The sequence below is a fragment of the Agromyces sp. Y558 genome (genome assembly GCF_059445415.1).
The window spans coordinates 697,245-719,344 of record NZ_JCAIUH010000001.1; the positions used below are offsets into that span (position 1 = coordinate 697,245).

The following is a 22,100-nucleotide window of genomic DNA, read 5'->3' on the forward strand; positions in this document are numbered from 1 at the left end:
CACATAGGGGGAATCACCGACTTCCTGCTCCCCGAATCTGAGAGGAACAAATGGCACGCAACGAGACGGTGAAACCCGGGGACGGCCATGCCCTACCGCGCTATCGCTGGTGGCAGATGTTCTCACGCTCCCTCTTTCATCTGCGCCTCGCTGGTGAGGGTGGCGCTCCGGAGACCTGGTCCGTCGACGTCCGGCACGGGGGTGATTCGGACGGCGTGGTGCACGCGCAGCTCTACCGCGACGGTGTCAACGAAGCCATATCGAAGCTCCCTGCGGCATTCGCGGTGCCAGGTGGCACTATCGAGGTCGTGGTCAGCGGCTTCGGGCTCAGGCGCTGCCACTATGTGACCCACGACGGGTCGGAACGGCAGCTTGTGCCCGATCCCGCCTCGGCCGAGGGACGGCGTGCCCGCCTGGAACGGACCAACCCGGCGCTGAGCCGTGCCGTCGGCATCGCATCGGTGAGCGTGCTCGTGGTCGCCCTCGTGCTCGGCGTGCCGCAGATCATCGAGCAGATCACGCAGGTCCCGCCCATCGCGGAGAGCGTCGGCACGTTCGCGAGCCCCTTCCGCCTCGCGGCGTGGGCGAACATCTCGCTCGTGGTGGCAACGCTCGCGGCGAGCACCGAGCGTGCACTCCGGCTGCGCTACAACTGGATCCTCGACGGCGGATTCTTCGACGGTGGTGACTAGAGCACCGATGGCGCGATCGTCACCCACCCGGTCCTGGCGCGCGGCGGCACGCCGTTCCTCACGGCCTTGGACAACCGGGTCAACCTGAACCTGGTGGAGACCCGGACGTTTCCCGATGGTGTGCTCCTGACCAGGTATGCGACCAAGCGCTGAGTTCCGCCGGCCGTCCTGAGCTCAACCGGCTCCGGGGTCTACTTGTCGACGAAGTGGCATCAAGGGCCGCGATTCCACGGTACCTGGCGTCGACTCGAGGGCTCTGATTCCACGAGAGATGGCGGATCCCTACAGAAAACGCGCTCGGTAGGCTAGGAATGTGCCTACTCGAGCCGTCCTCTTCGATTGGCGCGGCACCCTCGTCGTCGCCCCCACCCTCAATGAATGGGTGACGGACGGGTTGCGACGCACCGGCCGAGCCCACGACCCGAACACCGTCTCGGAGATCGCAACGCGTCTCCGCGAAAGCAACGGTGACGAGGACCGGATGGATGCGCCGGGACTCGACACGGACGCCTCTCTGCACCGCACAGCATTCATGGACGTATTCTCCGACGCCGGCATCGACGACAATCTTGCAGAAGCCCTCTACGTCTCCGAACTCGACCATGCCCGCAACCCGTTCGCCCGCGACGCGGTCCCGACGATTCGTGCCCTCAGGCGCGCTGGCATCCTGATCGGTGTCGTCAGCGACATCCATTTCGACATCCGCCCGGCGTTCGCGAGTGTCGGTCTCGCGGACGCGATCAACTCGTACTCACTGTCCTTTGAAGTTGGGGCACAGAAGCCCAATCCTGCCATTTACGAACACGCGCTAGCCTCACTCGACGTTGCTCCGTCACAGGCCGTCATGGTCGGCGATCGCGCGCGCCCGGATGGGACCGCCGTGGAGCACGGCATCGTGACCCTGCTTCTGCCCCCACTGCGCTATCCAGGTGACGAGCGCCTGAGTCTCGTGCTCCAGCTCGTTCTGTAGCTCGCAGTCCTGCCCTGCCCTGCCCTGCCCTGCCCGTGAGTCCACCACAAGTGGCGGATTCCTACACCGGTCTCATTGAGCTCGGGTCTGGATTCTCAGACTCGACACTCGAGCATCGAATTGTCCCGCAAGGGATCTACTACCGGCGCTTGGCCGTCAGTCGCTGGGTGCGGATCGAGTAGTCAGGGCTAGACGGATATGCGGAAGGTCTCCGCGGGCGATGACGACGGTCGTGGCGACGTCTGGTCGCAATTGGGCGCCGATGGCATAGACGAACGGGTCGGTGTCGATACGGACCGCTGGCGTGATCACGCCGTTGATCTCTAGCGTGGCGGCGGTGTCGACGGCGGATTCCTTCACAGCCCATGCGGGGTCAGCGACGGTGGCATGCGGGATTCCATGGTCGGCGCGGAACCGGTTCATGAGGATGTAGTTGGTGTGATCGACGAGCAGTCGGGAAAGCGTCGTGCTTTCGGAAGGGTCGCGATTCCACGTGGTTCGCACCGCTTCCCAGAGCATTGGGTAACGCAGTTTCTCGGCGAACTCGATGAGCCAGGCTGGGCGCGGCCAGGGCGGGGTCTTGTCGAGACTTGACCGTGTTTGCTCGTCGAGTTCTGCAAGATTGGCGGGGTCAGTGCGGTCGGCCGGGTTTCTCCAGAGCGTGTACGTGATGCTCACCGAGAGATGTGATCGACCCGTCGCGTCTGTGGTCTCACCGATGCTCACAGCGCCGGTATCTTCGGCTGATGGCTGCGAGGCGAGGCCCATTACTAGGAATGGCATGTCGCGCAAACGTGCCCCGGTTTCCAACCGCGGGTCAGGCGCGTCTTCGGGCAGCACTCCGGCAACATCCATGACTCGACGGTTTCGGATAGTTCCTGCCAAACGCAAGGGCCACGTACCGCTCGACGAGCCCACAAGCGGATCGTGTATCGAGCACCACCTCGCGGCGCTTCCAGGCGGCCTAGCGAGTTGATCGAGGTGGTAGGAGGTTTATGCAGTCGCTTCGAAGCGGGGTGAGAATGGCTTCCGCGATGTCCTCCAGCTGGTCCAGCTGCCGGTTCTCGAGAAGCTCAAACACTCGGGTACGGACTTCCGCGACGTAACCGGGCTCCACCTCGTCTACGAGGCGCGCCCCCGCCTGCGTCAGCCTCGCGAGGGTTTTTCGCGCGTCCGTCGGTTCGGTGCTGCGGGTCAGGAAGCTCCGTTTCTCCAACCGGCCGACGATCCGCGACAGGTGCGACGGTGTCACCCTGGCGGTGGCAGCCAGGCGGCTCATGTGAATTTCGCGGTCTTCGCAGAGCGACAAACAGCGCAGTACCCCGTACTCGGCGTGGCTGAGATGCGCGGACCGCTCCAGGTAGGTATCCAGTTCCGCGGGCAGCCACATCATGACGCCCACCAGCAACGACCATGTCCGGTCCTGCTGCGGCGAGAGGCGATCTGCTGCAGACATGACCACATAGTACCGTTGCTTGCCGCGGAAAGGAATCCGGGTAGTATTACTTTCCGCAGCAAGCTCTTGCTGCATCAGGCTCACCAGAAGGTAGAACTTTTATGCGCGCTGCCCGTTACCACTCGTACGGAGCCCCCGACGTTCTCGTTATCGAGGACGCGCCGGAACCTCATGCCAGTGAGGGTTCGGTTCGGATCAAGGTGCACGCCACGAGTGTGAATCCGATCGACATTCTCTTGCGCGCCGGCCATCTCGCGCAGTTCCTACCCCTGACCCTGCCCGCCATTCCTGGCCGGGACGCTGTCGGTGTCGTTGACGAAGTCGGTCCGGATGTGACAGACACGCAGGTGGGTGACGTGGTGTTCGGTCTGGGTGGGATCAGCGACACAATGGCCGAGTTCGCGGTTCTCACTGCATGGAGCACCGTCCCTGAGGGTTGGTCGACGGCGCAGGCCGCCGCAGCAGGGCTCGCGTCTGCCACCGCAGCGGGTGTTATCGAAGCTCTGGGCGACCTGAACGGCAAAACTTTCCTCATCGAGGGCGCTTCAGGTGCCGTAGGCAGCGCCGCCGCAGCGTTTGCCCTCATTGCCGGCGCCACCGTCATCGGCACGGGGCGCGAGAGTAACCATCCATACCTGGAGTCGCTCGGCATTCTCCCGACGACTTATGGCCCGGGGCTGGCCGAGCGTGTGGCCGTCCTCGCGCCCGGCGGCGTGGACGCAGCCCTGCATTCCGCCCCTTCCGACTCGTTGCCAGACCTGTTGAGCATCGTTGGGGACACCTCCCAGGTCGTCACCGTCATCGACGACCAGGGTGCTGCGCAACTCGGCCTCAGGAAAGTCGACGCCCGCAACGACTCGGCCCTCCTGCGGTACGCAGCCGCGCTCGGGCGAGACGGGCTCTACACGCCCCGCGTCGACCACGAGTTCTCCTTGGCCAACGTCGTCGAGGCGCACACCCTGGCCGGGAATCGCAGGGGCAAGGTCGTCATCACACAGCCCTGACCGGCATGGAGGTCGGCGACCAACCGCCACGGCCGCTGCCGCTGCCGCTGCCGACAACGATCCGCAGCTGCCTGCATCGCTGGCCGCCGAACTCCGGGCGTGGGCGGCTACCTTCAACCAAGACTTCGACTACATGACCGGGTGGCCGACGGCAAGGCTCGGGATGAGCACGAGAAGGAAGGCCAACGCCTCTACGAGAACGTGAAGCGTGAGCTGCCGAACGACTCGATCAGCTTGGAGTACTGGGAGACGGCCCGCCGCGACTCGTCATAGAACGGGCGCGGGAGGGGTCGTCAGTCCGTTTGAGTGAACGTAAAGGTGACCGAGGTGCCTCGCGGGCGGAAATCGCCAGCCAGCCGGATGAGGTTGCGGCGAACGATCCAGCCCTGATCGCGTGATTCGGCGTGGTCGACGGATTCAACGAACAGCTCGGACCGCCGCTCGCCCTTTTCTCGGGCCACCCACGCGAGGACTACTTCGACCGAGTCCGTTTGATGAGCAGGAACCACTCGCCGGTCGACCTACCAGACGGTGCCGCCGCCGACCGAGATGCCGCCCCACGTGAGCGCGATGAAGATCGCGGCGAACACGACGGGCGCGATGCCCTTGCCGCTGCGCGCGAGCCCCTTGAGGAGGGCGATCACGGCCAGGATTGCGGCGACGATCGAGAGGCCACCGCCGAGGATCAGCCCGATGAACAGCGGGATGGGCATGAGCACGAGGCCGGCCAGCGCGAACCAGAACGCGGCCCAGGCAGTCGGATTGGAGGGGCGTTCGACGGAGTAGGACATGCTTCATTATCTCGTGTCCGCGGCCCGTGAGACCCACGCTGCTCGTCCAGCTGCGGCGACCGCCCGATGCTCCCCGTGTGGCCACGATCGGACGAGAGAGGCGGCTCGAAGGGCGGTCCGCGAAACGGCCAGCAAGCAAAGTTGGTGAAAACGCCCGCAGGGGTACGGCGGATTCTGAGGGACCGACCGGCCGGTTCGCAATCAATGCGAAGATTCATCTTCTACTGGTGACCCGGCGTATTCAAACCGGCGTATTCGTACGCCGGCGCTCGCTGCATCCCCGTTAATCGCTGAACGTGTACGGCATGCCCAAGGCATCCCTCAGTTTCAACGCATACGGCTCCCGTTCGACGGGAGCAGCCCACTTTGATTCTTCGTGTCGCTGATATAGGCGGTCGTCCTCGTGGCGCGGGAACACGTGCACATGAAGGTGCCACACGTCTTGGTTCCCGACTGGCTCGTTGTGCTGTCGGATCGACGTACCTTCGCATTCGTATGACGCGCGAATGCTCCCTGCAACCCGCTGCGTAAGCTCCCACACCGCATACCCGTATGCAGGCGGCAGTGTGTAGATGTTCTCCACGTGCACACGCGGAATCACGAGCACCGAGCCAGGGTTTCCTGGCCACCACTTCGGGGCGATACGTGCGAACGCACGCTCTGTCACTGCGACGAGGTCGGACGGCAGGTTTTGCTCGTTGAAGAGACCTTGCTGAAGTCTGCAGAACGGACACGAGTATCCGGCTGGCTCATGCGTAGGCGGAAGCACACACGATCATCCCACGCCCGTCAGGAGCAAGGACGGGAGCGGGCATGTCAGATTCTGATGGGGAAGTCCCTTAGCCGAATTTCGACAAAGCCCGGCCGCCCCAGCTGCGGAGTATGCGGAAGATCCGTGGTATTCGAGGCGCGTTATCGGATTGTGAATACTCCTCCGCCCTTGCTGCGTTACGGTCCGAACATGGCGATTCTTCGGGCGGGAATGGGTGTTGCTGCGACTGCGGCCGTCTTGATTGGTGTAATTGGGTGCTCGGTGTCACCAGAAGGTGACCTGGCCCCCGCTGCACCGAACCAGGCGGAGCCGGTGCCCGATCAGAATGTGCGGCTCGAAGTGGGCACCGTCATCCATCCAGACGGAACGGTGGAGTACCGCGGCAGCAACGTGCCGATCGACGTGAGCACCCTCCTCGAGGCACCAACCGGTCAATGACCTCAATCGACCACGCGAGCCGGGCATGGCAGCCAACGGTGGCTACCGCCGCCGCCTTTATCGTCGCGCTCGCTCTTGTCACGTTAACGCCAGAGGTGTGCCCGGCGATTGCGCCAGCACCACCAAGTTGTCTGCCGGACGCTCGGGAATCTGCAGCACTCGCGGGCGGAGCGGTAACCGTGATTGTCGCGGCAGCCGGAATCGGGCTTACGTATTTGGTGCCCGTAGGTTGGCGTCACCGCACCCTCACCGCAGCCATGATCGCGGTTGCGCTCGCTGGCGTGACCGCCATCATCATGGCCGTGATCGCATCGGGCTACATTCTGATCTAGCCGCTTGATCCGAACCCGGCATTGGGCTCGCGCGAGGCGTCTAGTGCTCGACTCTGCGCGTGTGTTGGTCTCGTGGCGGATCCGAGTCAACAGCCCGCTGAGCGCTAAAGGAGCGTGCCCAGCGGGGGACGGAAGGCGAAGTAGGAGATCGTCGTCGCCCCGAGAAGCGCTCCAGCCATTGCGGCTGTTAGTCCAATTTGGAATGTTCGGGAGAACGCGAGTTCCGCTGAACCTAGGCCCGCGATCAACCCACCGATCACAGTGACGATAAGTGCAACGATCGCTATTGCGGGGCGGTAGTCGGGACAGCCGCACCGGCCGGAGCCGTCCGCTCAGTTCCTCCTAGGCCGCTAATCAGGCCTAGCGAAGAAGAGAACCAACAGCGGTGGGCCGACCAACAGCAAAGCGGCGACCGCGGCACCGGCGGAACGAGAACATGGTTCTCATATCCGATTGTGGCGAACGGACGCGCCCCACAGTGCCGCGGCCGTGAGGTGTTATCCAGTCGTCACACTCGCGAACGGCGCAGAACGGCAGTCGAAAACGGTCGTTTGTGACCAAGGCTCGACGTCGCTTCCTAACGTGATGCTGCGGCTTCCAATAGTCTTTCGCAATGACCGCATCGGAGCGCGACCTACTCCGCCGCACCCTCGACCCGGCGGCCGAGCCGACGAGTGGCGGGCCCAGGGGCGGATTGGTGTGATTTTGCGGCATCTTCGACGTGTAGCGCTTGTGGGGCTCGCGGGGCTGCTCGCGCTGAGCGGCAGCGGTTGCGCTCATGAGGTGAGCGTGCGTGAGTATGTCGATGAGGCCATTGCGGGGCTTGATGAGGGGTACTACGCCGATTCTCCCGAGTGGGACGCGGCCGTCGCCGAGGCCCTCCCAGATCTCTACTCAGCGGACACCATCCCCGACACCTATCGGACTCTCTCTCATTTGACGACCGTCGCGGGTGGCACCCACAGTTTCTTCTCGACACCGATCGATGTCGCTGCGTGGGAGCGGCCATATCGGTCGGGCCACGTGCCGGTTCCCACGGTGAGCTACGACGGCTCGGTAGCGACCGTTGTGGTCCCCGGGTTCTCCAGCGCGAACCAGAGCGAGATCGATCAGTATCTCGAGGCGGCGGCCGAGATATTCACGTCGCAACGTGCGCAGTCCGCCTGCGGATGGGTCATCGACGTGAATGCCAACACCGGGGGTGACCTGCGGGTGATGCTCGTGGCTTTGAGCCCCTTGCTCGACGACGGCGTCGTGGAAAAGTTCCGCGAGCGTGACGGCTCCACGAGCGATGTCGTTGTACTTGCGAATACCGTTTCATGGGGGGAAGAGGTCTGGGGAAAGCTGCCGGCAGAGCCGACCAAGCTCACGATGCGGCCAATCGGGATCGTTCAGAGCGCCACGACCGCGAGCGCCGGTGAATCGGTGCTCATCGCGTTCACGGGGCAGGAGGGGGTAACGACGTTCGGCTCCGCGACCGGTGGGTTCACGACGGTGAACGACGGGTTCGAGCTTCCGGACGGTGCTGAAGTGACGCTGTCGTTCGCCTTGATGGGGGATCGCGAGGGCAACTTCTACGAAGGCCCGTTGGCGCCCGACCGTGTGTTGGGTCACGGCGATGCATCATCGCAATCGGTGGCTCGGGATTGGGTGGCCGGCCAGTGCCCTGATTCCTGACGAGCACCCCTGGCCGCTGTGCGCAGCCGGATCGGAAACGACCGATAGTGGCCACGCTCTCAAACCGTCGTTTTCGGTGCAGCACCAATCGCACTCCGAGGGTCCGACCGACTGGTCGGTCGGTTCTTTGCTATTGTGACCGCTATGCGCTCGAACATTCTGGAAACCGCACGCCGGCTGACCCTCGAAAGGGGCGCGGTGCCCTCCCTCAACGCGGTCGTTGAGGCCGCGGAGGTGTCAAAGGGCGGGCTGATACACCACTTCCCCACGCGGTCAGCCCTTGTCGCGGGGCTGGCACGTCAGTCCCTCGATGAAGTCGAAGCCGCGATGGCTGCGGCCGCGACGGCGGGTACCGCAGCACGAACGTGGCTTGAACTGTCGCTGCCCGACGGTAGCGAACGGGCATTGATGCAGGCCCTCGCCTCGAGCTTCCGGCCAACCGACGACGACTTCGGGCCGCTGCTGGCTGACGCGAAGACCGCGATCGCGCGGTGGGAGGCGCTTATCGCAGCCGAGGTCGGAGACACGCTCCGGGCGCACGTGATTCGCCTTGTCGGTGATGCGCTCGTTACGAATGCGCTGGTCGGACTCGAAGCCGCTGACGAGACCGTGGACGACCTCCTGAGATTCCTGACACGCGAACACAGTTCTTCGGAGAGAGCTCGATGACGGGGGCACTGGTCGCCGGCATCGCGGGGCTGGCGTTGCTCGATTCGCTGAACCCCGCCACGATCGTCGCCGTAACTCTCGTGCTCATTGCCGCTCCGCGCCGACCCGCGCTCGTCGCAGGGGCTGCGGTCCTAGGGGCAGCGTTGACCGTCTTCGTCGCGGGAACCGCATTGTTCCTCACAGCGGGTGCGGCCGCAGGCGCGGTCGACGGCATCGTCATCGGCCTTCGGTTCGTCGCATTCGGTGCAGGCGGGATAGCCCTCGTCGTCGCCGGTATCCGTCGATTGCGGGATCGGCCGCGGCGGGCCATCGAACTTCCCTCCTGGTTCAGTCCCTGGACGGCCCTACCGTTCGGTGTGTTGCTCACCGCGGCGGATCTGCCCAACGCCTTCCCCTACTTCATCGCTATCGAACGGATGGTCGCAACAGAAGTACCGCTCGGTGTGGGCTTGGCGATCCTGGCTGGCTACACAGTCATCTATTGCCTCCCGTGCCTCATCCTGCTCGCGGTTGGCCTCACCAACGGTGCTCGGGTGCGCGAACGACTGCAACGACTCGTCGACCGACTCGGCACCGGCACAGTAAAACGGTCGATCCCCGCAGCCATCGTCCTCACGCTGCTCGGTGTTGCGGTGGCGTCCGTGCCGTTCTGGCTGCTCTAACGGCTGGCGCCAAGCCATCGGCAGGGACGAGGACTCCACCGACCGGAACGATCGGCATTGACCATGCTCTCAAACCGTCGTTTGTGGCTACGCCAGATCTGGCACGTAGTCGGTCGGTTAGACGTTCACGTGTGCGTACCAGGCGATGTAGAGCACGGGAACGGACATGATCAGCATGACGATTCCGGTGATGGGCTTACGGCGATGGCTAAGCTCCCGGATGGTGATGGTCAGGATGGTGATCGCGGCCAGCGTTGTCCAAATGCGGTAGATCCATGACCAAACTTCGACCTCTTGCCTGCTGTACGGCGAGTCAATCCCGAACGCGCCAGCGAACCCGCCGATGAACAACTGGTACGCCCCGATGACCACCGGAAGGACGATTCCCGAGCCGAAGACGAGCCCGACCAGCTTGCGCGTGGCCAGGACGCCAGAACCTTCCGTGCCCGTGGTCGACGCGCTGCCCCGCCGGCGACGCTCCACGCCTGTCATTGCTCGGTCTGGACGATATCGTGCTCCATCCACTCCAAACGCCACTCCGATTGCTCTGCCCACGTCGCCCAGCATAGGAGTACGCGACCACCCTTGATGCGAGCACTCCACAAAGGAATGGTCGTGCGGTCAATATCGATCGATTCTGACCTCCGAAGTTGCGGCGATCTGAATCTGTTCGTCACCACAGCGGCACGACGCCCGCTGCGATAGCGTGTGTCCAACTGAAGCGGGGGATCACTATGGAGTGGGTAGTTGTGGCGCTGGTTGTCGTCGTCGTGCTCGCTGCCGTCGTGACGACGCTAGTCGTCCGCGAGCGCCGGAATCGTTCGCTTGGCGAGCATCACTCGCAGGCCCACGGAGATGCGTCTCATGCTGAGGCGATGGGGCGTGCTTCTGCGGCGGGTGCTTCGCGTGGCACCGGGGTCGGAAGCGGGAGTCCCTGACTCGTCCGCGCGTCGCCAAGACAACGGTCGTTTATGCACTGCAAACGCTGGGGCATGATTGCTTCATGCGTGATGCTCCGAGGCCACCGCTCCATGGGGCCGCGATGGTGGGCCTGGGGGTGAGTCTCGCGCTGCTGCTCGTCGGCTGCACACCCTCAGTTGAGGCCGAGCAAGGACCCATCCGGGCGACGGCGACGCTGTTCCAGAATTGGGATGGCCGCTGCGGGTTTGGTCTTCACGTTGAGAATATCGGAGTAGAGCCAGTTCACTTCCTGCAGGGCGACTTCGAGTCCGTCGGAGGCGTGAGCACTCTCGAATGGGATGTTCCCTTTAGGGGTAAACCTGTCCCTGAGGGATACGACCTCACGATCAAACTCCCGCCCACAATCGAGCCCGGCGATGGTGTGCGGATAGCGTTCGTTGCGAATTGCGATGGAGAGCCGCTCGAAATTGTGGTGAAGCCGATTGGGCTGGACCCGATCCGGCTGACTCCGTTCGCTTCGAGGGCTCCATCTAGTCCTGGATGACTCACACAGTAGAAGAGACCAGAACTCATCGGGGCAATGCAGGGCTGCCGACCGGCGTACGCGCCGACCCCGGGCGCCTCGATGAGCGCCGATTCCGAACCGCGTCGTGCATCTCCGATATCGCGTCAGAACCTGAGCTTCCAAGGCATAGCCAGACAGGTGCACCTCGGCGGGACCCGGAAGTCCTCACACAGCGTTCCACCGATGTACTCGCTCGCGACTCACGTCGGGTCGACCGTTGCATGGTTCCGGGCATCCCACTCGGTCTCGCGCAGAGCGTAGACATCCGTGTCGGCCCAGCGGCCCTTGAACCAGATGTTGGCGACGAAGTGCGCCTCCTTGCGCATTCCGAGTCGACGGCAGAGCGCGACGGATGCCGCATTTTGCGGGTCCACCTCGGCGACGATGCGATGCAGGCCGATGGACTCGAATCCCAGCCGAAGCACCTCCGTCGCCGCCTCGGTCGCGTAGCCCTGGCCCGAGTGGTCGGGGTGGAACGCCCAGCCGATCTCGGCGCACCCGTGCTCGGCGCGCTTGAGGCTGAAGTACAGATCCCCGATCACGCGCGCATCATCCCTGCGTTCCACGGCGAGTTCCAGGAAGTCGCCGTCGGATGCGAGGGTCGACTGCTGCGACCACGTCGCGATCCTCGCGGCGACGGTCCGGCGATCGCGCGGATGGTAAAGGAGGTACTCGCAGACGTCGGCCCGTGACTGGTAGTCGAGGATGTCATCGAAGTCGGCCTCGCGCATGATGCGGAGCCGGAGGCGTTCGGTGAGTGTCTCCTCGAACTGGAAGGGGATGCGGAAGTCAGGGCGCTCGCTCACGCCGCCGAGTCTAAGGGGCGCCTCAGACCGAGGAGGCGCACGGTCGACCCGAAACCCAACGTGCTCCCGAGTGAGACGGGTGCAGTGGGCACTTGCCGCCCTCACCCTCGTCGCGTACCTGACGCTGCCGCTCGGGTCCGCGAGCTCCGTTCAGCTCCTGCCGACGCTGCTGGTCGGCCTCGTCTACGCCGCCGTCGTCGTGGCCGTCGTGGTCCCGCTCGCGCATCTCGGCATGCCGTTTCCGCACGTGCTCCGCGAGGGTCTCAGCACGCTCGCGGTCACGATGTTCACGGCCACCCGTGCGACCTCCGGGCGGAAAAGGCTGCTGACGTGCTGACCGCATACGTGCCTCGCTCGAATGCCGAGGCGCCTGCTCCTGGTGAGCGGTTCGACGTACACGCTACGAGTCTCAGAGACCTCGGAGCGCGGCTTCGAGCCGAGATGGATCGGCAGTAGTTGGTCGGGTTCCGCGACGCGGCCCCACCTTCACGCGGCGTAGCCGGCGTCGACCGAGATCGCGGAGCCAGTGATGAAGCGGCCGGCCGGACCGCAGAGGTGCGCGACCGCGAGGGCGATGTCGTGCGGTGCAGCGTAGGCACGAATCGCCATGTACGGCAGCTCGATCTCCGCGTCAGGCCCCGAGGCGGGATTCGCGTCGGTGTCGGTATTGCCGGGGTTGACGAGCGACACGGCGATACCACGGGGGCCGAGGTCGCGAGCGAGCGCTCGCGTGAGCCCGAGAAGCGATGCTTTCGTGGCGGCGTACAGAGCCAACCCCTCGTATGGCGTGCGCTCGAGGAAGCAAGTGCCGATGTTGACGATGCGACCGCCGTCCGGCAGGTGACGAGCAGCAGCGCGGGCGATCATCAAAGGTGCCCGCACGTGCAATGCGATGGTCTGATCGATCGTGGCGACGTTCAGATCCTCGAGAGCACCGGTGGGGAAGATCCCGGCGTTGTTCACCACGATGTCGAGACGGCCAAAGGCTTCGAGCGCAGCCGTGACCAACGCCTCAGGGCCCTCCGGCGTACTGAGGTCGGCGCGAATAGCTACTATCTCCCGCCCGGCCCTGCGGGCGCGGTCGACCACGTTCATCGCCGCGTCGCGGCCACTGCGATAGCTGATCACCACTCGAATGCCGCGGGCCGACAGTTCTTCCGCGATTGCCGCGCCGATCCCGCGACTGCCTCCGGTAACGAGAGCCACCGAGTCTGCATTCATCATCAAGCCTCCAGCGTTTATGTATTGATCACTGCATAAAGTATGCTTGCAAATATGACGACCGCCAGTCAACCCAAGCGCGGTCGCCCGCGAAAGTTCGACCGCGACCAGGCATTGCGGCAGGCCCTCGATCTGTTCTGGCGGCACGGCTATGAGGGCGTTGCGATCAGCGCCCTCACCGCTGAGCTCGGCATTGGCAGCACGAGCTTGTACGCCGCCTTCGGCTCCAAACGCGCGCTCTTTGACGAGTGTCTGGCGCTCTACAATGCCGAATCGGCGCCCATAGTTCGCGGGCTTGCGGCGCCCCAGTCGACGCGGATCGCCGTCGAGATGCTGCTCCGTGACAGCGCTGACGCCTATACCTCTGAGGTAAGCACCGCTGGCTGCCTGCTCGATTTCGCCGCCAATTGCTGCGCTCCCGAGAATGACGAGGTGCGACGCGCTGTGCTTGAACTGCGCAAGGAGGATCACCTCGCGGTGCGACGGCGGCTCCAGCGCGGGGTGGACGTTGGTGACGTCGCCGCTAGCGCCGATGTGGACGCACTCGCGGGTTACTTGATGACAGTCCTCCGCGGCATGTCGATGGAGTCTCGGGACGGTGCCACCCGGACCCACCTCCACCGCACCGTCGACCTTGCCCTTGTCGGCTGGGACACACTGACTACCCTTCGCGGTCAGGCGTCTCGTGGGTGAGGTGAATGATTCCTCAGTGAGGCTCGCGTCCCGATTCTCAGACTCGACACTCGAGCACCGAATGCCCGCAAGGGGTCCGCTTGCGCACGACCGTGGGCGGGCCCCATTCGAACTGCGGGCGGGCGCAGCGCTTCAGATAGCGCTCACTGTGTGAATCCGGTCGCGTCGTGCATCATTCAGATATGCCTGGCAACAGGGTCCACCGCGCTTGGCATCACTGTTCTGGTCAAACCTGCACGGTGGGCCGAGGAGTTTCGGAAGCTCGGCGAGCTTACGTTCGGCCGGAGAGTCTCTGATGCCGTGTACCAGCCGGGGAACCTGAAGTGGCTGCCGTCTTGTTCGTGACTATTGGACCGATCTTCGCGATTACGGGGATCGTCCGACTTGTTACCGTCAGGGCCGGGACCTGACCATAGACGATCGGACGGCCGGACGGATCCCCATGAGGGACACGAGTGGCCAGCCGCCTTCTGCATTGCGTAGTCTCGGCGCGTGACTTCTCCGACACGGGCTGATGCGCGATCGTTCCACGTACTTGAGCATCACGCTACGGGCGTCCCGCAGCCGTCTCCTTCTTGATTCCTGGTCGATCGGAACTGGGGCAACGATTCGTGCCCGTGGTTCGGGTTTCGTGGTCACCGGTAGCGACACCGGCACCGGCACCGGCACCGACACCGACACCGACACCGACACCGACACCGACGGGCATACTACGCTGATGGGAAGTTTTGAAATCCAGCGTGACGTCACCGCCGGAGTCCACCGGGTATTCGCTGCATTGGTCGACGTGAGACTGATGCCCGACTGGTACTCCGCGGTCACGGCCGTGGACGAGCTCACTCCGCCTCCTGTGAACCTCGGCTCCCGATTCCGGATCCGCCGGGCACTTCCCGGTGGTGAGGTCACCAACGTCGCGCACGTCGCCGAGTTCGAGCCGGATCACGTCTTCACCCTGGCCAGTGTGGAAGGACCGACACCGTTCATCTACCGCTACATGCTTACGCCGCACCCGCGAGGCACCACCATCACGCTGCATGGAGAGATATCGGCGGAGGGTCTGCCCGGACCCGCCCGGATCGTCGGTGCCCTCGCTCCGCGACTGTTCGCACGCGGCATGGCCGACAACCTCGATCGATTCCGGACAATGATCGAACAGGAATCCACCCCACCCGACGCCTAAGCGTGCTGCACCGCGTCGGGCGGGGGGAATGCTGTCTCCGTCAATCCGGGCGACAGTTGCCTCCGGTCACAGGGCCGTGCGCGGATCCACCCGTTCCAGGTGCCATGTCTTGGCCACGATGCGCAACCGCTCCTCATCACGGACGAACGAGAGATGGTCGACGAAGATCTCGTCCAGAACCCGCAGCCGCACCTTGACGACCGCGACCGCCGGGGACAGCCAATCGACGAGCAGGATCTCCTCTTCCCGCCGTTGACCTGCAGCCGCGGGTGCCTGACGCGCAGCGACGACGGACCGCCAGGAGGCGAGGGGCTCCTCGAACAGGGCGCCCTGGTCCGCGTCGAACAAGCTCGCTGAGGGATGGAACACCTCATCGAGCAGGCCCACATCGCCGGTGTGCAACAGCCGGAAGTACACATCCACCGACTCGAGGAGTGCCTCCTGAGTGGCCGGGTCAGCAGTTTGCAACGTGTCGTTGTTCGAAGTCATAGGCCGACGATAGCGACGTCATTCCCCGCGCGAATCCTCCGTCCTGGCCAAGGAGCGTCGATATTCTGCCAACGCCCCCCTCCTCGTTCAGTGGTGCAGGGGGCGGCGCCTCAGCGCCATTACGGTTCCGTTGACAGAGCTATGATCGCGGCAACTCAGACAGCCGTGGCCCATGGGCCGCCGATTCCAAGGAGCGCCCTCCGCCAGAGGCCGTTTCGAGGATGAGGAGATTGATCAGAGAGGGTGTTGACATTGCCTGCATGTGCGACGGATGGGAAGTGGCAACAGTGAATTCACGTATCGAAGACCCGGATGCGAGCCCGATTTCGATGGGGCCCGTTGAGGCGCGAGAGTTGCTCGACCATACTGCTCGGCTGGCGATGGAGCTCTTTCGAGACATGGAGGCAGGACCGGTTGCGCCAGGGGGTGACTCTGGATCGTGGTTGGCAGGGTACGACTTTGAATCACCAAGAGATCCGCAGATCGTTCTTTCCGACGCAGCCGCACACCTCGTGCACTCGGGTGTACACCCAACACATCCGCGGTACTTCGGACTGTTCAATCCCACTCCTACATGGCCGGCGATCGCGGCCGATCTGTTGACTGCGACCATAAATCCGCAACTCGCTGCGTATAGCCACGCCCCAGCGGCGGTCGACCTGGAGCAGCATGTTCTGCGTTTCATCTCGGACCGGCTGGGTATGCCGGACTCCAGCCTCGGAAGCTTCACATCGGGTGGCGCGGAAGCCAATCACACGGCAACTATCGTCGCCCTGACACGGCTCATCCCCGACTTCGCAAGCGCCGGGCTTGGTGGTGCACGGGCTCGTCCCGTACTGTACGCGTCAGCTGAGAGCCACCTCGCCTGGTTGAAGATCGCTCACGCATGCGGCCTGGGCCGCGACGCGGTCCGGTTGATTCGTGTCGATGACCAGCAGCGCATGCTTCTTCCAGCTCTGCATGGCGCCTACCAGGAAGACGTCGCCGCTGGATTCCTGCCATTCATGGTCGTCGGCACGGCAGGGACCACGGGTGCTGGAGCCATCGATCCCCTCAACGAACTTGGGGGTTTCGCGGCGGAGACCGACATGCATCTTCATGTGGACGCGGCTTGGGCCGGTTCAGTCGCATTGTCCGATCATCATCGTCCCCTGCTTGCTGGAATCGAGCGGGCCGACACTGTGACCGTTGATGCGCACAAATGGATGTCGGTACCGATGGGAGCGGGGATGATCTTCAGCCGTGATGCCGAGGCTGTGAAGGAAGCGTTTCACGTCACCACGTCATATATGCCTTCACAATCCTCAACGGGGTTGGACCCCTACACCACGAGCATGCAGTGGTCCCGGAGGCTCATCGGATTGAAAGTCTTCGCAAGCCTGGCCAGCTTTGGCCGGGTCGGGTACGCAAGGCAGATCGACGACGACTTCGAGCTGAGTCGCTATGTCGCGCAGCGCGCTTCCGACTCGGGCTGGGAACGCGTAAACGCCAGCCCATTGCCTGTGGTGTGCATCGTGGATCCGCGCATTGATGCCCTCGGGCCCGATCAGAGCTGGGAATGGCACAGCGCGCTCGCTTCGCACGTCGTCGCCGGGGGCGAGGCATGGATCAGTCCCGTACGGGTCGCCGGCCGGCCGGCCTTGCGCATCTGTATCACCAGCTATCGAAGCACCGAAGCCGACGTCGACAGACTCTTCGACGCCATCGAGCACGGAAGAGAAGCCCTTGCCGAGAGCTATGGTCTCGTCCCCGGATCAAAGCCAGGTGTCCGCCGCGTAACTCCGTGGTCGACCTAGGTGCGCCGACCGTCGCTTGCGTGAGAACCTACAGGCGCCGCCTACCCCTGCACCATGTCCGTGAACCGCGAGAAGTGCCCGTGGAACGCGACCGTGATCGTGCGGGTCGGACCGTTACGGTGCTTGGCGACGATCAGGTCGGCCTCGCCGGCGCGCGGGCTGTCACGCTCGTAGGCGCTCTCGCGGTGCAGCAGAATCACCATGTCGGCGTCTTGCTCGATCGAGCCCGACTCACGCAGGTCGCTGAGCGCGGGCATCTTGTCGGCGCGCTGCTCGGGGCCACGGTTCAGCTGCGACAGGGCGATGACCGGCACCTGCAGCTCTTTCGCGAGCAGCTTCAGCGCACGCGAGAACTCCGACACCTCTTGCTGGCGGCTCTCGACGCGCTTGCCGCTCGTCATGAGCTGCAGGTAGTCGATGACGACCATCTTCAGCCCGACCCGCTGCTTGAGACGCCGGCACTTTGCGCGGATCTCGACGAGCGTCATGTTGGGGGAGTCGTCGAGGTACAGCGGCGCGTCGTTGATGCGGCCGCGCGTCGCCGCGATGGTCGTCCAGTCGCGGGAGTCGACGGTTCCCTTTCGCATCATCTGCAGGGGCACGGATGCCTCGGCGGAGAGCAGACGCATGGCGATCTCGCTCTTGCCCATCTCGAGCGAGAAGAACACGGACGGCAGGCCGTTGGTGATCGAGGCGGCACGCGCGAAGTCGAGGGCGAGCGTCGACTTACCCATGGCGGGGCGGGCAGCCACGATGATCATCTGCCCGGGGTGGAACCCGTTGGTCAGGTCGTCGAGGTCGGCGAACCCGGTGGGCACGCCAGTGAACTTGCCGTCGGTGTGCTTGGCCGCCTCGATCTCATCGATCGCCGCGGTCACGGCATCGGACAACGGCACGTAGTCTTCGGTTTCGACGGAACCCGTGACCGAGTAGATCTCGGCCTGGGCGTTGTTGACGAGGTCGGTGACCTCGCCCTCACCCTGGTAGCCCATCTGCACGATGCGGGTACCGGCTTCGACCAGGCGGCGGAGCAGCGCCCGCTCGGCCACGATCGAGGAGTAGAAGCCCGCGTTCGCCGCGGTCGGCACGATGCTCGTGAGGGTATGCAGGTACTCCACGCCGCCGGCACGCTGCAGGTCGCCGATCTTCGTGAGCTCGTCGGTGACGGCGATGACGTCGGTCGGCTCACCGTGCGAGTACAACGTGAGGATCGCGTTGAAGACGACCTCGTGCTTCGGCACGTAGAAGTCGACGCCGCGCACGGTCTCGATGACGTCGGCGACCGCATCTTTCGAGAGCATCATGCCGCCGAGCGCGCTCTGCTCGGCGAGGAGGTCGTGAGGAGGAACGCGTTCGCCCCGTCGGGCCTCACCGTCGTCTGCCGGTTCAGCGAGCCCGATGTGCGCGATCGACAAGTTCATGACCTCCGGTTCGGCTCGAACGGGCGAGCGACCCGCGCCCGCACCTCTAGTGTCTCGGGAGCCGCCGACAGTGGCCGACACACGGGAGTTGCACATGGGGTGGAAGGGTCGCTGCTTCACGATAGGCAAGCCCTGTACACAGCACAACCTGGCCTGTGGATAACTCTGGGGACAAACTGGGCGAAACGCCGTAGAAGGTGTGCACTCAGCCTGTGGAGAACTGTGGAAATTCGGTGAATTACACGGGTTGAATTCAGTCACGACCGGGTTTTTTATCTACTCACACCTGTGAGGGAAAACTTCTTTGGAAGTCGACGGCGTGTGTGCGTCGACCTGTGTACAACCATCACAGGAAACACCGATCTCGACTTGCGCGCGCACCCGCTCCGGGTGTACGCAAAACAACGAAACGGCGGCCCGGGCCGAAGCCCAGACCGCCGCCTGTCAACCTGTGAAGCGAGTTACTTCGCCGCGACCACCTGAAGGGTGATCGTCGCCGAAAGCTCGTCGTGCAGACGAACCGTCGCCTCGTGCTCACCGACCGCCTTGATGGGGGCCGTGATCTCGATCTTGCGCTTGTCGAGCTCGCCGAGGCCGGCAGCCGCAACCGCAGCCGCGACATCCGCCGTCTTGACCGAACCGAACAGACGGCCACCCTGGCCCGCCTTCACAGCCAGCCGAACCTTGGTCGACTCGAGCTTGGCCTTGAGTGCCTGCGCGTCTTCGAGCGAGTGCATCTCGCGTGCGACGCGAGCCGCCTTGATCTGCTCGATCTGCTTCTCGCCACCGCGCGACCACGCTACTGCGAAGCCCTGCGGAACGAGGTAGTTGCGAGCGTAACCGCTCTTGACCTCGACAACGTCGCCGGCCGTGCCGAGGCCGGTGACCTCGTGCGTCAGAATTACCTTAGCCATTGTCGTGCTCCTTAACGGCCAGAGCCCGAGTAGGGCAGAAGGGCCATCTCGCGCGCGTTCTTCACGGCGCGGGCGATGAGGCGCTGCTCCTGCACGGAGACACCGGTGATACGACGGGCGCGGATCTTTCCACGCTCGGAGATGAACTTGCGAAGCGTCGCGACATCTTTGTAATCGATGACACCGACCTTGATGGACTTCGCCGGGGCGGCGTTCTTCGCGCCCTTCCCGCGGGTCGGCTTGCGGCGATCGCCGCTCGACTTTCCAGCCATTGTCTTTCCTGTCTGATTGAGTTCGCGGGTTGAGGAGGTCGCGCAGCGACCAACCGAAACCTGCTGAGTATTAGAAGGGGGTCTCGTCGCCGTAGCTCGTGCCGGGGGTGTTCCAGACATCGCCGCCGCTGCCGCCACCCTGGGGGGCTGCTGCTGCGGGGGTGCTGGGCGCCCACGGCTCGTCGGTTCCGGTGTTACCCCCGAAGGAGCCACCACCGGCGCCGCCGGCGCCACGGTTGGACTGGGCGCGCGTCACGGACGCGGTGGCGTAGCGCAGGCTCGGGCCGATCTCGTCGACCTCGAGCTCGATGGTGGTGCGCTTCTCGCCTTCCTTCGTCTCGTAGGAACGCTGCTTGAGACGCCCGGAAGCGATGACCCGGGAACCCTTGGTGAGTGAACCGGCGACGTGCTCGGCGAATTCACGCCAGACGCTCGCGCGCAGGAACAGCGCTTCACCGTCCTTCCACTCGTTCGCCTGACGGTCGAACGTGCGGGGAGTGGACGCGATGGTGAAGTTGGCAACCGCGAGGCCGTTCTGCGTGTAACGCAGCTCGGGATCTGCAGTGAGGTTGCCCACCACGGTGATGATGGTCTCGCCGGCCATGAGGACTAGGCGTCTTTCTTGGCCGAGGCGGGAGCGGGAGCGGCAGCATCAGCAGCAGCAGCAGGGGCTGCAGCAACAGCAGCAGCGGGAGCGGCGGCCACGGCCGCGGCGGGAGCGGCGGCAGCTGCCTTCGCACCGGCCTTCGCCTGCGCGGCGGCCTTCTTCGCGGCCTTCGCCTCCTGAGCCTTCTTGTGCGCGGCGACCTGTGCGATCGCCTCTTCTGCACGCAGGACCTTGGTGCGCATAACGGCCTCGCTGAGGTTCAGCTGGCGGTCGAGCTCATCGGTGGTCTTGGACTCGGCGGTGAAGTCGACGACGGCGTAGATGCCTTCGTTCTTCTTGTTGATCTCGTACGCCAGACGACGACGTCCCCAGATGTCGACCTTGTCGACGGTGCCGCCATCGTTTCGGATGACGTTGAGGAACTTGTCGAGGCTGGGAGCAACGGTGCGCTCATCGATCTCGGGATCGAGGATAACCATCAGCTCGTATTGGTGCATGACTAACCCACCTCCTTCGGACTCAAACGGCTACAGGATCTCTGTAACAGGAGGGTTGTGCATACGTCGCAAGTGGAGGCCGCAGAACGCGGCACACGGGCAACCTAGACAGCATAGCGGATGCCCCGCAGCCGCGCCATTCTCCCGCCGGTGGCCTCGCCGCAGCGTGTTCACCGAACGGGACGCAGCCCGGCTTGCAGCAACTCCGCCCGCAGCAGTTGCGGATTCACCGCGACCGGCCAGTCCCATCGCGCGCCGAACGGCCGATGCTTGCGGATCCGGTTCTCACGCTCCTTCTCGAGCAGCACGATCTCTTGGATCGACCGGCCCTTCGTGAATTCCTCCTTGATGTACTTGACAAGACCGTCGAACTCGCCGAAAGCCCGATGCTCAGGCCAGTCGAAGTCGGTCACGTCTCGACCGCCGTCCTGTCGATCGAACGCCGCCTGCAGCTGAGGGGGCGGGAACCGGAGCACATGCATGTTCGCCCGACTGATCGACTCGCCCGGTGATCCCGAGCGTGCGTCTCCGAACTCGATCGCGGTCCGCGCCCCTCGCACGCCCGGCCTGCCGCGGATCCCTTCGATTGCGTCCTGAAGTTCTTCGCGCGCCACCCCAGCCCGGTCGCGCGACCTCCCGGAGGGGTGAACGGTCCTGCGAAGTCCGTGGTCGATGACCGCGACCGCGGCCGCGAACGGCAGGGTGCGGGAGAGGTCGATCAGCGTGCGGGTGTAGCCAGTGACGAGGCGTCCGTCGATCTCCACGATCTCGCCGTCGGCGATGGGTTCGTGATGCCAGACGACCCCGTTCTTGGACCGGGCAACGGATCGGCCCGCCGAGATCAGGTGCACCGACTGCAGGTGCCGCCCGACGATCGGGATGCCCCAGAGGATCGCGGCTGAGACATGCGAGAAGATCGGCACTCCACGGCGAGTTTCGGCTACCGCGTCGATCATGATGCGGTGGCGCTGTTCGCGCTTCGCGTGATCCCACTCAGTGGCGGCCACGTACACCCCGCGCCGCAACCGCCTCACCGTGTCGGGCTCGAGGGAGCGCAGATCATCGCCCACCAGTCGAGCGTCGCGGGCGAGGAGCAGTTTCGGCATGTCATGCTGCGGCATCCGGCGAGCATCCCGCGATACCTTCGCCGCAGCTGCGGCTCGAACCGAGTTGTGCACGGCGGAACAGGTGCGACAGGTGTCGAGGATGAGTCGGCGTCTCCGACCATGCGGCCGGTGTTTCCGTTCGGGCCCCC

Annotated in this window: 27 protein-coding genes and 2 pseudogenes; 15 read left to right on the forward strand and 14 right to left on the reverse strand. The window is 64.4% G+C overall.

What is annotated here, in order from left to right; all coding sequences use genetic code 11:
* Window positions 1-50 precede the first annotated feature (50 nt).
* The 3 genes and pseudogenes from AC1C2T_RS03345 to AC1C2T_RS03355 all read left to right on the forward strand — a co-directional run bounded on the left by AC1C2T_RS03345 (window position 51) and on the right by AC1C2T_RS03355 (window position 1,662).
* A complete protein-coding gene (locus tag AC1C2T_RS03345) occupies window positions 51-692 on the forward strand; it encodes a hypothetical protein (protein WP_495384251.1) in 642 nt (213 codons plus the stop codon).
* 12 nt (window positions 693-704) lie between these two features.
* Window positions 705-845, forward strand: a pseudogene (locus AC1C2T_RS03350) (dihydrofolate reductase family protein); the annotation flags it as partial.
* A 160-nt stretch (window positions 846-1,005) separates the two neighbouring features.
* The gene (locus AC1C2T_RS03355; protein WP_495384252.1) at window positions 1,006-1,662 is read left to right on the forward strand and encodes an HAD family hydrolase; all 657 of its coding nucleotides are present in this window, start codon (window positions 1,006-1,008) and stop codon (window positions 1,660-1,662) included.
* Window positions 1,663-1,818: 156 nt separating this feature from the next.
* Here AC1C2T_RS03355 and AC1C2T_RS03360 read toward each other — a convergent pair whose 3' ends face one another.
* Together AC1C2T_RS03360 and AC1C2T_RS03365 are read right to left on the reverse strand one after the other, a co-directional pair.
* Complete coding sequence (locus AC1C2T_RS03360; RefSeq protein ID WP_495384253.1) at window positions 1,819-2,517, reverse strand: hypothetical protein; 699 nt, start codon at window positions 2,515-2,517, stop codon at window positions 1,819-1,821.
* Window positions 2,518-2,626: 109 nt separating this feature from the next.
* Window positions 2,627-3,118, reverse strand: coding sequence for a MarR family winged helix-turn-helix transcriptional regulator (locus AC1C2T_RS03365; protein ID WP_495384254.1), 492 nt, complete (start codon window positions 3,116-3,118; stop codon window positions 2,627-2,629).
* A gap of 101 nt (window positions 3,119-3,219) precedes the next feature.
* On the opposite strand from AC1C2T_RS03365, the gene AC1C2T_RS03370 reads away from it, so the two are divergent.
* Window positions 3,220-4,122 (forward strand): NADP-dependent oxidoreductase, encoded by a 903-nt coding sequence (locus AC1C2T_RS03370; RefSeq protein ID WP_495384255.1) that lies wholly within the window; start codon window positions 3,220-3,222, stop codon window positions 4,120-4,122.
* 141 nt (window positions 4,123-4,263) lie between these two features.
* On the forward strand, window positions 4,264-4,395 hold the full coding sequence (locus tag AC1C2T_RS03375; protein WP_495384256.1) for a hypothetical protein: 132 nt from the start codon (window positions 4,264-4,266) through the stop codon (window positions 4,393-4,395).
* A gap of 248 nt (window positions 4,396-4,643) precedes the next feature.
* On the opposite strand, the gene AC1C2T_RS03380 is transcribed toward AC1C2T_RS03375, so the two are convergent.
* The gene (locus tag AC1C2T_RS03380; RefSeq protein ID WP_495361629.1) at window positions 4,644-4,913 is read right to left on the reverse strand and encodes a hypothetical protein; all 270 of its coding nucleotides are present in this window, start codon (window positions 4,911-4,913) and stop codon (window positions 4,644-4,646) included.
* A 283-nt stretch (window positions 4,914-5,196) separates the two neighbouring features.
* Window positions 5,197-5,682: an HIT family protein gene (locus tag AC1C2T_RS03385; RefSeq protein ID WP_495384257.1), complete on the reverse strand. Its 486-nt coding sequence runs from the start codon at window positions 5,680-5,682 to the stop codon at window positions 5,197-5,199.
* Window positions 5,683-5,874: 192 nt separating this feature from the next.
* Here AC1C2T_RS03385 and AC1C2T_RS03390 point away from each other — a divergent pair, with 192 nt between their 5' ends.
* The 5 genes from AC1C2T_RS03390 (at window position 5,875) to AC1C2T_RS03410 (ending at window position 9,463) form a co-directional block, all read left to right on the forward strand.
* A complete protein-coding gene (locus AC1C2T_RS03390) occupies window positions 5,875-6,123 on the forward strand; it encodes a hypothetical protein (protein WP_495384258.1) in 249 nt (82 codons plus the stop codon).
* On the forward strand, window positions 6,120-6,455 hold the full coding sequence (locus tag AC1C2T_RS03395) for a hypothetical protein (protein WP_495384259.1): 336 nt from the start codon (window positions 6,120-6,122) through the stop codon (window positions 6,453-6,455). Before AC1C2T_RS03390 ends, AC1C2T_RS03395 begins: the two co-directional genes overlap by 4 nt.
* Before the next feature lie 789 nt (window positions 6,456-7,244).
* Window positions 7,245-8,132, forward strand: coding sequence for a S41 family peptidase (locus tag AC1C2T_RS03400; RefSeq protein WP_495384260.1), 888 nt, complete (start codon window positions 7,245-7,247; stop codon window positions 8,130-8,132).
* Window positions 8,133-8,276: 144 nt separating this feature from the next.
* Window positions 8,277-8,801 carry a helix-turn-helix domain-containing protein gene (locus tag AC1C2T_RS03405; protein WP_495384261.1) on the forward strand — a complete coding sequence of 175 codons (525 nt, stop codon included), beginning with the start codon at window positions 8,277-8,279 and terminating at the stop codon, window positions 8,799-8,801.
* The gene (locus AC1C2T_RS03410; RefSeq protein WP_495384262.1) at window positions 8,798-9,463 is read left to right on the forward strand and encodes a GAP family protein; all 666 of its coding nucleotides are present in this window, start codon (window positions 8,798-8,800) and stop codon (window positions 9,461-9,463) included. Before AC1C2T_RS03405 ends, AC1C2T_RS03410 begins: the two co-directional genes overlap by 4 nt.
* 117 nt (window positions 9,464-9,580) lie before the next feature.
* Here AC1C2T_RS03410 and AC1C2T_RS03415 read toward each other — a convergent pair whose 3' ends face one another.
* The gene (locus AC1C2T_RS03415; protein WP_495384263.1) at window positions 9,581-9,955 is read right to left on the reverse strand and encodes a hypothetical protein; all 375 of its coding nucleotides are present in this window, start codon (window positions 9,953-9,955) and stop codon (window positions 9,581-9,583) included.
* 511 nt (window positions 9,956-10,466) lie between these two features.
* On the opposite strand from AC1C2T_RS03415, the gene AC1C2T_RS03420 reads away from it, so the two are divergent.
* Window positions 10,467-10,928: a hypothetical protein gene (locus AC1C2T_RS03420; RefSeq protein ID WP_495361628.1), complete on the forward strand. Its 462-nt coding sequence runs from the start codon at window positions 10,467-10,469 to the stop codon at window positions 10,926-10,928.
* 221 nt (window positions 10,929-11,149) lie between these two features.
* On the opposite strand, the gene AC1C2T_RS03425 is transcribed toward AC1C2T_RS03420, so the two are convergent.
* Window positions 11,150-11,755 (reverse strand): GNAT family N-acetyltransferase, encoded by a 606-nt coding sequence (locus AC1C2T_RS03425; RefSeq protein ID WP_495384264.1) that lies wholly within the window; start codon window positions 11,753-11,755, stop codon window positions 11,150-11,152.
* Between the two features lie 79 nt (window positions 11,756-11,834).
* Here AC1C2T_RS03425 and AC1C2T_RS03430 point away from each other — a divergent pair, with 79 nt between their 5' ends.
* Complete coding sequence (locus AC1C2T_RS03430; protein ID WP_495361626.1) at window positions 11,835-12,092, forward strand: hypothetical protein; 258 nt, start codon at window positions 11,835-11,837, stop codon at window positions 12,090-12,092.
* Between the two features lie 149 nt (window positions 12,093-12,241).
* Here the strand turns inward: AC1C2T_RS03430 and AC1C2T_RS03435 are convergent, their stop codons facing one another.
* On the reverse strand, window positions 12,242-12,979 hold the full coding sequence (locus AC1C2T_RS03435) for an SDR family NAD(P)-dependent oxidoreductase (protein WP_495385386.1): 738 nt from the start codon (window positions 12,977-12,979) through the stop codon (window positions 12,242-12,244).
* A gap of 51 nt (window positions 12,980-13,030) precedes the next feature.
* Between AC1C2T_RS03435 and AC1C2T_RS03440 the strand changes: the two genes are divergently transcribed.
* Both AC1C2T_RS03440 and AC1C2T_RS03445 read left to right on the forward strand, forming a co-directional pair.
* Window positions 13,031-13,669: a TetR/AcrR family transcriptional regulator gene (locus AC1C2T_RS03440; protein WP_495384265.1), complete on the forward strand. Its 639-nt coding sequence runs from the start codon at window positions 13,031-13,033 to the stop codon at window positions 13,667-13,669.
* Between the two features lie 631 nt (window positions 13,670-14,300).
* Window positions 14,301-14,849 (forward strand): SRPBCC family protein, encoded by a 549-nt coding sequence (locus tag AC1C2T_RS03445; protein ID WP_495384266.1) that lies wholly within the window; start codon window positions 14,301-14,303, stop codon window positions 14,847-14,849.
* 66 nt (window positions 14,850-14,915) lie between these two features.
* Here AC1C2T_RS03445 and AC1C2T_RS03450 read toward each other — a convergent pair whose 3' ends face one another.
* On the reverse strand, window positions 14,916-15,338 hold the full coding sequence (locus tag AC1C2T_RS03450; RefSeq protein WP_495384267.1) for a nuclear transport factor 2 family protein: 423 nt from the start codon (window positions 15,336-15,338) through the stop codon (window positions 14,916-14,918).
* 278 nt (window positions 15,339-15,616) lie between these two features.
* Between AC1C2T_RS03450 and AC1C2T_RS03455 the strand changes: the two genes are divergently transcribed.
* Window positions 15,617-17,134: a pyridoxal phosphate-dependent decarboxylase family protein gene (locus AC1C2T_RS03455; protein ID WP_495384268.1), complete on the forward strand. Its 1,518-nt coding sequence runs from the start codon at window positions 15,617-15,619 to the stop codon at window positions 17,132-17,134.
* Between the two features lie 41 nt (window positions 17,135-17,175).
* On the opposite strand, the gene dnaB is transcribed toward AC1C2T_RS03455, so the two are convergent.
* From dnaB to AC1C2T_RS03485, 6 genes and pseudogenes are all read right to left on the reverse strand, one after another.
* Window positions 17,176-18,549, reverse strand: a complete 1,374-nt coding sequence (gene dnaB, locus AC1C2T_RS03460; RefSeq protein WP_495361978.1) for a replicative DNA helicase — start codon at window positions 18,547-18,549, stop codon at window positions 17,176-17,178.
* 467 nt (window positions 18,550-19,016) lie between these two features.
* Window positions 19,017-19,469 (reverse strand): 50S ribosomal protein L9, encoded by a 453-nt coding sequence (gene rplI, locus AC1C2T_RS03465; protein ID WP_495361621.1) that lies wholly within the window; start codon window positions 19,467-19,469, stop codon window positions 19,017-19,019.
* A gap of 11 nt (window positions 19,470-19,480) precedes the next feature.
* On the reverse strand, window positions 19,481-19,741 hold the full coding sequence (gene rpsR / locus AC1C2T_RS03470) for a 30S ribosomal protein S18 (protein ID WP_022892391.1): 261 nt from the start codon (window positions 19,739-19,741) through the stop codon (window positions 19,481-19,483).
* A 70-nt stretch (window positions 19,742-19,811) separates the two neighbouring features.
* Window positions 19,812-20,345, reverse strand: coding sequence for a single-stranded DNA-binding protein (locus tag AC1C2T_RS03475; RefSeq protein WP_495361620.1), 534 nt, complete (start codon window positions 20,343-20,345; stop codon window positions 19,812-19,814).
* Between the two features lie 137 nt (window positions 20,346-20,482).
* Window positions 20,483-20,845 (reverse strand): annotated as a pseudogene (gene rpsF, locus AC1C2T_RS03480) (30S ribosomal protein S6); the annotation flags it as partial.
* A 170-nt stretch (window positions 20,846-21,015) separates the two neighbouring features.
* Window positions 21,016-21,966 carry a hypothetical protein gene (locus tag AC1C2T_RS03485; protein WP_495384269.1) on the reverse strand — a complete coding sequence of 317 codons (951 nt, stop codon included), beginning with the start codon at window positions 21,964-21,966 and terminating at the stop codon, window positions 21,016-21,018.
* Window positions 21,967-22,100: the final 134 nt, after the last annotated feature.

Bases quoted from the DNA above. Each gene is read 5' to 3' on its own strand.
- AC1C2T_RS03415 (WP_495384263.1), bottom strand. From the start codon at position 9,955: ATGACAGGCGTGGAGCGTCGCCGGCGGGGCAGCGCGTCGACCACGGGC.
- AC1C2T_RS03420 (WP_495361628.1), top strand. From the start codon at position 10,467: ATGCGTGATGCTCCGAGGCCACCGCTCCATGGGGCCGCGATGGTGGGC.
- AC1C2T_RS03485 (WP_495384269.1), bottom strand. From the start codon at position 21,966: ATGCCGCAGCATGACATGCCGAAACTGCTCCTCGCCCGCGACGCTCGA.
- AC1C2T_RS03380 (WP_495361629.1), bottom strand. From the start codon at position 4,913: ATGTCCTACTCCGTCGAACGCCCCTCCAATCCGACTGCCTGGGCCGCG.
- AC1C2T_RS03435 (WP_495385386.1), bottom strand. From the start codon at position 12,979: ATGATGAATGCAGACTCGGTGGCTCTCGTTACCGGAGGCAGTCGCGGG.
- AC1C2T_RS03395 (WP_495384259.1), top strand. From the start codon at position 6,120: ATGACCTCAATCGACCACGCGAGCCGGGCATGGCAGCCAACGGTGGCT.
- AC1C2T_RS03390 (WP_495384258.1), top strand. From the start codon at position 5,875: ATGGCGATTCTTCGGGCGGGAATGGGTGTTGCTGCGACTGCGGCCGTC.
- rplI (WP_495361621.1), bottom strand. From the start codon at position 19,469: ATGGCTAAGGTAATTCTGACGCACGAGGTCACCGGCCTCGGCACGGCC.
- AC1C2T_RS03475 (WP_495361620.1), bottom strand. From the start codon at position 20,345: ATGGCCGGCGAGACCATCATCACCGTGGTGGGCAACCTCACTGCAGAT.
- AC1C2T_RS03365 (WP_495384254.1), bottom strand. From the start codon at position 3,118: ATGTCTGCAGCAGATCGCCTCTCGCCGCAGCAGGACCGGACATGGTCG.
- AC1C2T_RS03370 (WP_495384255.1), top strand. From the start codon at position 3,220: ATGCGCGCTGCCCGTTACCACTCGTACGGAGCCCCCGACGTTCTCGTT.
- AC1C2T_RS03450 (WP_495384267.1), bottom strand. From the start codon at position 15,338: ATGACTTCGAACAACGACACGTTGCAAACTGCTGACCCGGCCACTCAG.
- AC1C2T_RS03360 (WP_495384253.1), bottom strand. From the start codon at position 2,517: ATGGATGTTGCCGGAGTGCTGCCCGAAGACGCGCCTGACCCGCGGTTG.
- AC1C2T_RS03405 (WP_495384261.1), top strand. From the start codon at position 8,277: ATGCGCTCGAACATTCTGGAAACCGCACGCCGGCTGACCCTCGAAAGG.
- AC1C2T_RS03345 (WP_495384251.1), top strand. From the start codon at position 51: ATGGCACGCAACGAGACGGTGAAACCCGGGGACGGCCATGCCCTACCG.
- AC1C2T_RS03410 (WP_495384262.1), top strand. From the start codon at position 8,798: ATGACGGGGGCACTGGTCGCCGGCATCGCGGGGCTGGCGTTGCTCGAT.
- AC1C2T_RS03440 (WP_495384265.1), top strand. From the start codon at position 13,031: ATGACGACCGCCAGTCAACCCAAGCGCGGTCGCCCGCGAAAGTTCGAC.
- rpsR (WP_022892391.1), bottom strand. From the start codon at position 19,741: ATGGCTGGAAAGTCGAGCGGCGATCGCCGCAAGCCGACCCGCGGGAAG.